4 protein-coding genes are annotated in these 6486 nt (G+C 61.6%); 1 reads left to right on the plus strand and 3 read right to left on the minus strand.

Annotated features, from left to right (window positions below):
* Window positions 1-116 precede the first annotated feature (116 nt).
* Entirely contained in the window at window positions 117-1082 is a 966-nt protein-coding gene (locus AB4Z35_RS21865) for a DMT family transporter (protein ID WP_442099367.1), read from the plus strand.
* A gap of 100 nt (window positions 1083-1182) precedes the next feature.
* Here the strand turns inward: AB4Z35_RS21865 and AB4Z35_RS21870 are convergent, their stop codons facing one another.
* The 3 genes from AB4Z35_RS21870 to AB4Z35_RS21880 all read right to left on the minus strand — a co-directional run.
* Window positions 1183-4278, minus strand: coding sequence for an efflux RND transporter permease subunit (locus tag AB4Z35_RS21870; protein WP_442099368.1), 3096 nt, complete (start codon window positions 4276-4278; stop codon window positions 1183-1185).
* Window positions 4275-5387 (minus strand): efflux RND transporter periplasmic adaptor subunit, encoded by a 1113-nt coding sequence (locus AB4Z35_RS21875; RefSeq protein WP_442099369.1) that lies wholly within the window; start codon window positions 5385-5387, stop codon window positions 4275-4277. Before AB4Z35_RS21875 ends, AB4Z35_RS21870 begins: the two co-directional genes overlap by 4 nt.
* Window positions 5388-5416: 29 nt before the next feature.
* Window positions 5417-6486 (minus strand): TolC family protein (locus AB4Z35_RS21880; RefSeq protein ID WP_442099370.1); only part of this gene is annotated, 1070 nt, incomplete at its 5' end.

Below are 6486 nucleotides of genomic sequence, written 5' to 3' on the forward strand. Positions count from 1 at the left end.
AGCTTATGCCACAATAAATACTGGGGTTGGTGGGATCTTCGTATCCTCAAACTTTGCGCCGTCGATGCAGGGCGGCATTCTATCGAACGACAATTCAGCGACAGGGATCGTCATCAATGCAATCTACTTTCAGCAAAGGCGTCATATTTGCACTCTCCGCTGCGGCACTGAACGCAACGATCGGTGTACTCAGCAAAGTACTCATGAGTAATGGTTTCACCGCTAGCAGTGTCGCTGTCATCAAGACCGTACTGGGTTGCGTGCTTCTCTCGATCTTACTGTTTTTCCTCACGCGCCCGGCGGCGTCGACCAAATGGACTCAGGCGGCTATCTGCGCATTCCTTGGCATCTTTGTGCTGTTCCATTTCGAAACGTCCGCCTATCGACACTACGCTGCGGCAGGTGTGGTGGTGGTGCTGATGGCCAGTGCCTCGATTTCCTCGATCATTCTGGGGCGCATTTTCCTCAAGGATGCCATCACCGCGAACGCTACCGTTGGCGCCGCACTGGCTATCGCCGGGATCTCGGTGATCTTCGGCGGCGACCTGCAGCAGGGCTTTACCCTGCAAGGTGCTGCGCTCGCCTCCATGGCCGGCTGCGGCTATGGGGCCTTTTCGGTTGCCATGAAGCGTATGGGTGTGTCGGGGGGGCTGCACTTCACCCGACAATTGTTGTTCTTTGGCAGCCTGTACCTGTTGATGCCGGCTGCGGCCGATGGTTTCGCGATGGGCGAGCTGTCGCCGCTGGCGATCGCCGCGCTGCTGGCGCTGGCCACGCTGCCGACAATCCTGGGCTTCTTCTGCACCACCAAGGCCATCGAGTATCTCAAGCCATCCCAAGTGCAAGCGCTGGAGCTGACCGAGCCACTGTTCGCCGCGCTGCTGGCGTTTGTGGCGCTCAATGAAGTACCGCGCGAAAGCCTGTACGCGGGAGCGGCACTGATCATCGTCGGCCTGTGTTTCTCCAATGAACTAATCCGCTTGGGCAGCAAAACATCCGTCCCTTCGACCGATAGCAGTCTGTCGTCAGTAGCTCCGGTTATCAGCCTTTCCTGTGAGCCGCGAGGGGGCGAAAGAAAGTAACGTTCGCAGGGCCTCACGGCTGACCTTGGTTGTTCTCAGAAACAGCGCTGAACAATCGTTTCCAACAGGGTGAGTTCAGGGGCACAGCGCTATGGACTCATCACTCAGAAGCAAACGCGGTGTTCCCCCTCACCTGTTGGGTATCAGCGGTCGTCTGGCGACCCACCTTGAACCATGCGGCGTACAACGCCGGGACGAAGAAAATCGTCAGCAGCGTCGCGACGGTAAGGCCGCCCATGATCGCAATTGCCATCGGTCCCCAGAATACACTGCGCGTTAGCGGGATCATTGCAAGCACGGTGGCCAGCGCAGTCAACATCACCGGACGGGCTCGGTGGATGGCGGCATCCAGCACAGCGTTCCACGGGTCGCGCCCCTCGGCGATCTCGATTTGTACTTGATCGATCAGGATCACCGCGTTGCGCATGATCATGCCACCCAGAGCGATGATGCCCAGGATCGCGACGAAGCCCAGCGGCGACTGAAACAACAGCAGCGCCGGCACCACACCGATCAGGCCCAGCGGTGCCGTCAGCACCACCATCCACATGCGGGAGAAGTTCTGCAGTTGCAGCATGAGTAACAGCAGGATGGTGATCAGCATCAATGGAGCCACCGCGAGCAGCGCCTTGTTGGCCTTGTCACTTTCCTCAACCGCTCCGCCCACATCGATGCGGTAACCGGTCGGCAGCTTGGCTTCGATGTCCTTAAGCAACGGCTGGATTTCCTGCGTCACCGATACACCCTGTTCTCCATCCTTCACATCCGCACGTACAGTGATCGCCATGTCGCGATTGCGGCGCCACAGTACCGGCTCTTCCAGCTCAGAGCGCACCTGTGCGACTTGCGACAGCGGCACCACGGTTCCCTGGCGTGTATAAAGATTGATGTTTTTCAGGGTGTCGAGATTCAAGCGCTCCTCTGGCACGGCACGGGCCACGATGTCGATCAGGTCCTCGCGCTCGCGCAGCTGCGACAGGGTTGCGCCGTTCATAACGGTCTGGGTTGCCAGCGACACGTCGGCCGGCGTGAGGCCGAGTGCGCTCGCCTTGTCCTGATCAAGCTCCACTTTCAGCGTACGCACCGGGTCGTTCCAGTCGAGCTGGAGGTCGCGCACTTTCGGGTTGGACGCAATCACCTTTTCCACGTCGCGGGCGATCTTGCGCACCACCCGGGTATCGGGGCCTACCACGCGGAACTGCACCGGGTAGCCGACAGGTGGCCCCAACTCGAGCCGGGTCACCCGCACCCACGCCTGTGGGAATTGTTGGTCGGACGAGGCCACCAGTCGCGCACGTACCCGCTCGCGTGCATCCAGATCCTTGGTCATTACAACGAACTGGGCAAAACCCGGGTTTGGCAGTTCGGGGTTGAGCGAGAGATAGAAGCGCGGTGCGCCGGCGCCGGTGTAGGCAGTGTAGAAGCGCACGTCTTTGTCCTTAGCCAGGATCTCCTCCATGTGCTTGACCTGCTCGGTCGTCGCGGCGAACGAGGAACCTTCCTTGACGCGCAGGTCAATGACCAGCTCAGGGCGCGAACTGTTGGGGAAGAATTGCTGCGGCACCAACTTGATGCAAGCCAGGGCAAGCACCAGTGCGCCCACCGTCGCACCGATGACCACCCAGCGGTGCTCGATGGCGGCGTCGATCAGGCGGCGCAGGTTGCGGTAGAACTTTGTGTCGTGCTGATTACCGTGCTGGTGCTTGCCCAAGTCATTGGGCAGCATCTTGACCGCCAGGTATGGCGTGAAGATGCCGGAACAGATCCACGAGAACAGCACCGCGGCGCCGACGATCCAGAAAATGCCACCCGCATACTCGCCGGTGGTGGACTTTGAAAGGCCAATCGGCAGGAAGCCCACGACGGTGATGAGTGCGCCGGTCAGGCGCGGCATGGCGGTGGACTGATAGGAGAAGGCGGCGGCTTTTACGCGGTCCATGCCGGTTTCCATCTTCGCCACCATCATTTCGATGGCGATGATGGCGTCATCCACCAGCAGTCCCAACGCGATAATCAGTGAGCCGAGCGAGATGCGCTCGAGGTTCCAGCCCATCGCCAGCATCACCAGCGCTACGCCACCCAGTACCAGCGGCACTGTGGCCGCGACCACGAGGCCGGCGCGCCAGCCCAGGCTGGCAAGACTTACCGCGATCACGATGATCAGCGCCTCGGCCAGCGCACGCCCGAAGTCCAGGATTGCATCCTTCACCGTGGTTGGCTGGTCAGCCACCAGCTCCAGCTCCACGCCGTGCGGAAGTTCTGACTGGATCTTGGCGACTGCCGTGTCCATCGCCTTGCCGAGGTCCACGATGTTGCCGTCGCTGGTCATCGTGATGCCGAGCATTAGCACCGGCTGGCCGTTGTGGCGTACCGTGTAGGTCGGCGGATCCTCGAAGCCGCGTGTAACGGTCGCGATGTCGCCGAGCTTGATCAGCCGGCCTCCCGCGGAGATGGGCACGTTGCGGATTGCCTCTTCGCTGGTGAATTGGCCACTCACGCGCACCATGACGCGGTCGCCGCGGGTGTCAATCTGGCCGGCGGGCAACATCGCATTCTGACTCTTGAGACTTTCGGCGATGGCCAGCGGTGTAATGCCCAGCGCAGCCAGGCGCTCGTGAGAGAACTCGACGTAGACACGCTTGGCCTGCTTGCCGATAAGATCGATCTTCTTGACCATCGGCACCTTCAGCATCTGGCGCTTGATGTCCTCGGCCGCGTCCGACAGCTCAGCGTGGCCGATGCCGTCGCCTTTGACAGCGTACATCAGGCCATACACGTCGCCGTACTCGTCGTTCAGGATCGGGCCGATTACGCCGTCGGGCATCTCCAGGCTCAGGTCATTGAGTTTCTTGCGTGCCTGGTACCAGGCCTCGCGCTGATCGGCCTTGGAGGTGCCGCCGCGCACGGTGAGCGTCATGCCGGCGTAACCTTGCCGCGCGTAGGTAACCACCTTCTCGAAGTTGTCGATCTGCTCGAATTTTTTCTCCATGCGGTTGAGGACCTGGTCCTGCAACTGCTGGGCGGTAGCGCCCGGCCAGATGACCATCGCGGTCATGGAGGGCACGGAAAAATTCGGATCCTCAAGCTGACCGAGCCGAGTGAAGCTGAAGGCACCGGCCGCCGCGACAATGAGGAGCATGAACAGAACGATGGCGCGATGGCGCAGCGCCCAGTCGGTGAGGTTGAAATTGTTCATCGGGCTGCCTGCTGCGTGGTGTTCGTATCGACAATCGCCGTGTCGGGAAGCGCGACCTTCAGTCCGGATGCCATTTTCTGCACCCCGGCGGTGACGACTAATACTCCGGCCTGCGGTCCGGAGACGAGCACCTCATCGTTGCGATATCCCAATACCGCCACGGGCAGCAGTTCGACAGTGCCTACCGGATCCTTGCCTGCGGGTGTGACCACCCACAGCGCCGGCTGGCCACCGCTTTGCGTCAGCGCCGTCGCCGGCACCGCTGCCACCGAGACACTGGTTATCACGCGCTCGGCCGTGACCGTTGCGGTGGCACCCAGTGGTAGTGCCTTGGCTGGCTTGAGTCGAGCACGGTAGGTGCGTGTTTGCGCCGCAGCCTGTGGTGAAAGTTCGCGTAAGGTGACATCAAGGTTTTCGTTTGGCGCACTGGCCAGTGAGGCTTTGAAACGCGCCTCCTTGAAGGCGGACATCTGATCCTCGGGCACATCGATGACGATCTCGGATTCGTCCGGATTCGCAATCGAGATCACTGGCTGACCCTGCGCAACGACCTGTCCCGCTTCGATGCGTACTGCCGTGACCACGCCGCTACGGGAGGCGCGCAACACGGTGTACTTGAGCCGGTTGCGAGCGAGCTCAAGCTTTCGCGCTTCAGCCTCGGCGGTCGCATGCGTGGTCTGAGCATTGGTATGCGCACGCTCATCGTCGGCCGCGCTAACTGAGCCATCAGCCTTCAGGGCAGTCAGGCGCTGACGATCGGATTCCGCCTGACGTGTCTGCTCCACGGCAGCAGCCCACTGCTGTTGCGACGCTTCCTCCGCGAGGCGGTAGTCGCTGTCGTCCAGCACAGCCAGTATGTCGCCTTCGTGTACCAACTGACCCACATCAACCTTGCGTTGGGCAACCTTGCCGTCCACACGGAAGGATTGTTCGACTTCATGCCGCGACTGCACGGTGCCCACGTAGCGACTGACGTCGCGGGCATTGTCGTAGTTGATTTCAACGGTACGTACCGCTCTGGGGGCCGGCACGGACGGTTGATCCGGGCTGCACGCGCAAAGCAAAGCGGCGACGGCCAAGGCGCCGGCCGCAGTAAGGGAGTTCTTCAAGACGGTTCCTCTTTGGAAGCTACAGATACTCAGGAAAGTGGTGGCCGGTCGGCTTTGGCAGATGCGGTTGGGTTGGAGGGGTGTTCGAACACCTGCCAGCCCCCGCCCAGTGCCTTGTAGAGCTGCACGCTGTCGAGCAGCAGTCGGGTGTTGCTTTCGTTGGCGCTCAGGCGTGCACTCAGGCGCGCACGCTGCGAATCCAGCAGAGGCAACAGGTCGATCTGCCCACGGTTATAGAGCGACTGGGCGCGATTCTGTGCCGTCTCCGCAGACGCGGCGGCCAATTGCAGCGACCCGGAACGGCGGCGTTCYTGCGCAAGCGTGACGAGGGCGTTTTCCACATCCTCGAGCGCCCGTACGATGCCGTCTTCAGCGCGCAGTAGTGCCTCTTGTTGAGCACTCTCAGCCGCTTCATTGATCGCTTGCGTACGCCCAGCGTTGAACAGTGGCATCGCCAGCAGGCCCGCGACGTTGGTGAAGCGCGCAGCGCCGAGATCGGCACCGTTCAGGTTGAGACCCTGGCGGCCGAAGGACGCGCCAAGGAAGAGTTGTGGGAACCATTCAGCTTTCGCTTGCTGGCGTCGCGCATTGGCGGCATCGAGCTGTGCCATCAGCGCCAGTACGTCAGGTCGGCGTTGCAGCAACTCGGCGGGCTGGCCAGGTTTTGCCTGCGGCACGTTGGCCAAATCATCACTCGATGGCTGGATGTTCCTGGTGTTGAAAGACTGGTCGGCGATGAGCACCGCGATACGGTGACGTGCCACCGCCGCTTGGGTTTCCAGCGGCGGAATCTGCGCTCGCGCCGACAAGGCGTCAGTCTGCGCGCGTTCGACGTCGAAGGCGGATGCCAGCCCCACCTGTTGTCGTGCGGTCACCAGACGCAGCGTTTCGTCCTGCATCGCCGAAATTGCGCGCAGTGTTGCGACCTGGCGCTGTGCACCGACCAGGGTGAAGTAGTTGCTGACAACGTCGCTCATCACCAGCAGGCGCACTCCACGCATGCTGTGTTCCGCGGCTAGCGCATCGGCGTCTGCCGCCGCTGCGCCGGCTCGCAGACGGCCGCTCAGGTCGAGTTCCCACGAGACGTCCAGACCCACAC

Origin of the sequence: Pseudomonas sp. KB_15, from assembly GCF_052114525.1 — a bacterium.
Classification (GTDB): domain Bacteria; phylum Pseudomonadota; class Gammaproteobacteria; order Pseudomonadales; family Pseudomonadaceae; genus Aquipseudomonas.